Origin of the sequence: Microbacterium sp. (assembly GCF_029263575.1) — a bacterium.
In the GTDB taxonomy this organism is placed as follows: Bacteria; Actinomycetota; Actinomycetes; order Actinomycetales; family Microbacteriaceae; genus Microbacterium.
In genome coordinates, this window is sequence record NZ_JAJUFV010000241.1 from 1 (window position 1) to 2,526 (window position 2,526).

Genomic DNA, 2,526 nt, shown 5'->3' on the forward strand with positions numbered 1-2,526 from the left:
CGCGCGCCCAGAGATGCCCGAGATTGTGCGCGGGGTCGGTCGTGTCGTACAGGTCCCTGGCTCCCTGACGGGCTCGGGCGTGGGCGATCGCCGACGCCAGCGTGGTCTTTCCCACGCCGCCTTTTCCGCCCACGAAGAGGATGCTCCGGCGCTCATCCATCAGCAGCATGACATCTGATCCAACGGTGATCGTGGCATTCCCATGCGCCGATGCCACGCGTGGAAGTCCTCGGCGAGCAGCGGCATCAACTCTGCGCTGTAGTACGCGGCGGGATCGGGAACCCCCAGTGCCTCTCCGAGCACGACGAGCGTAAACAGGTCGTCCTCATCGCGGCGCTCGCGCGCCAGTGTCTGCCGGTAGGGGCCGGCGTAGTACTCCGCCAGCCCCTCACGGAAGGCGGCCCAGCGCCGCAGAAGACGCTGGACCGCCGTTCGGTGCGTCACAGATCAGACCTCCTCGCGCACCGCCTGCACGTTGGCATCCTCGTCCTCGTCCTCTGGCGGATCCTTCGCAGCCTTGCGCATGGCGATGATCGCCTCGATCGCGACCCACACGCTCGCGACGATGATGATGACATCGAGCGCGAACAGCAGCCAGTCGGGTTGACTCGGATCGGTGAACGAGACCAGCTGTTCGATCGCTGCCCAGAACGACAGCACGAACACGAAGATCAACGGAAGCAACGCTGGCAAGGGGTTTCGCCGTTTGCGGATGAGCATCACGGCGATGATCGACAGCGTCAGCGATGCCATCAGCTGGTTCGTCGTGCCGAACAGCGGCCAGATGCGCAGACCTCCTTCGCCCCCGAGGCCCTGCGAGAACGTCAACCCGAGCCCGACCACCACGACGATGAGGGTCGCGGGGACCTTCGTGATGCGGATGCGCATCGAGTCGCCGATCTCCTGCACCACGAACCGCAGCAACCGCATACCTGTATCCATGGTCGTCGCGGCGAACAGCACAGCCATGGTCGCCAGCACCGTGGCGCTCAGCGAGGCCGGAAGGCCGATGCCGTTCTGCATCAGCATCCCGCCGCCCTCGACGAATGCAGCAACACCGCCCGCGCCGAATGCGCTGTACACCTCTTCCCACTCGGTCACGGTGCGGAATCCGCCGATGACCGCGAGGATCGTGCCGAGCGACAGAAGTCCCTCGCCGACCGCGCCGAAGTAGCCGACGAAGCGGGAGTCGGTCTCTTTGTCGAGCTGCTTCGAGCTCGTACCTGACGACACCATGCCGTGGAATCCTGAGATGGCGCCACAGGCGATCGTGACGAACAGCAATGGAATCATGCTCGGCGTGCCCTCCGGCAGAGCCGTGTTGAACATCGGGGCGACGATCTCGGGCTTGGTTGCCGTGAAGAGCGCACCGATCAGCACCGCACCGTAGAGCAGCGCTAGACCGATGAACAGCTGCACGCCGTTGATGTAGTCGCGCGGCTGCAGCAGCACCCACACCGGCAGCAGTGAGGCGATCGCACCGTAGATGAATAGCGCGAGGATCCAGAAGGTCGCCGGGCCCATTCCGAGGAAGTTCTCCGGCAACACCACCGGCACCTGATCGCCGAGAACGATCAGCGCATACAGCGCGACGATGCCTACGACCGTCACGGGAATCAGCGGCCAGCGCAGTCGATAGACCGCCACGCCGACGAGCAGGGCGACCACGATCGCACCCCACGTCGGGATGACCGCGCTCGGCGTGCTGATCAGCAGGTTCTTGATCACGACCGCGAAGGCCGCGATCACCATGAGCAGCAGTAGGAATATCACCACGAGGAAGAGATTCGCGCCGCGCTTGCCGATGTAACGGGCAGACAGCGCGCCGATCGAGCGCCCTTTATTGCGGGTCGATGCCCAGAGCGCGCCGAAGTCGTGCATTCCCGCGAAGAACACCGTGCCGAGCGTGACCCACAGGAAGGCCGGCAACCAGCCCCAGATCACGGCGATCGCGGGGCCGACGATCGGCGCCGCACCCGCCACCGAGGTGAAGTGGTGGCCCCACAGGATGAACTTGTTGGTCGGAACGTAGTCGACGCCGTCGTTGAGCTCGTGCGCTGGCGTCTTGAACGACGCATCGAGCTTGTACACGCGTTTGGCGAGGTATTTGGAATAGACGAAGTAGCCGAATGCGAACAGCGCGAGGCCGATCAGCATCAACAGAAGGGAGCTCATCGTGTTTGTTTCCTTCCTTCTCAGGCACGACGGTGCGCCCGAATGGCCTCCACGCTAGCAAACCTGGGAGATTCCTGAGTGCGACTAAGCGGCGTTTCAGCGCGCCCCGACGGATGCCGCGAGCAGCTCCTGTGTGAACGGATGCCGCGGCTCAGCGAACACCGCAGTCACAGGGCCGTGCTCCACGATCTCGCCGCGTTGCATCACCAGCACGTCGTCGGACACCGCCGCCACGACATCGAGGTCGTGCGACACGAAGATCACCGTCAGTCCCCTCTCGCGTTGCAGTCGTGCGAGCAACTCCAGCACCTTCTCGCGCACTGAGGAATCAAGCGCCGAGACCGGCTCGTC

At 64.4% G+C, this 2,526-nt stretch carries 4 protein-coding genes; all 4 read right to left on the bottom strand.

What is annotated here, in order from left to right; all coding sequences use genetic code 11:
* Nucleotides 1–169, bottom strand: a 169-nt coding sequence (locus Q1J95_RS15575) for an ArsA-related P-loop ATPase (protein WP_300269337.1), incomplete at its 3' end; no start/stop codon positions are given.
* Nucleotides 160–444 (bottom strand): cory-CC-star protein, encoded by a 285-nt coding sequence (locus tag Q1J95_RS15580; protein WP_300269329.1) that lies wholly within the window; start codon nt 442–444, stop codon nt 160–162. The genes Q1J95_RS15580 and Q1J95_RS15575, both read right to left, overlap by 10 nt.
* A gap of 3 nt (nt 445–447) precedes the next feature.
* Nucleotides 448–2,175 carry a carbon starvation protein A gene (locus Q1J95_RS15585; protein ID WP_300269332.1) on the bottom strand — a complete coding sequence of 576 codons (1,728 nt, stop codon included), beginning with the start codon at nt 2,173–2,175 and terminating at the stop codon, nt 448–450.
* 96 nt (nt 2,176–2,271) lie between these two features.
* Nucleotides 2,272–2,526: ABC transporter ATP-binding protein (locus Q1J95_RS15590; RefSeq protein WP_300269335.1), on the bottom strand; the 255-nt coding region annotated here is incomplete at its 5' end.

Excerpts from the sequence above, each read along its gene's own strand:
- Q1J95_RS15585 (WP_300269332.1), bottom strand. The coding sequence starts at position 2,175 with ATGAGCTCCCTTCTGTTGATGCTGATCGGCCTCGCGCTGTTCGCATTC.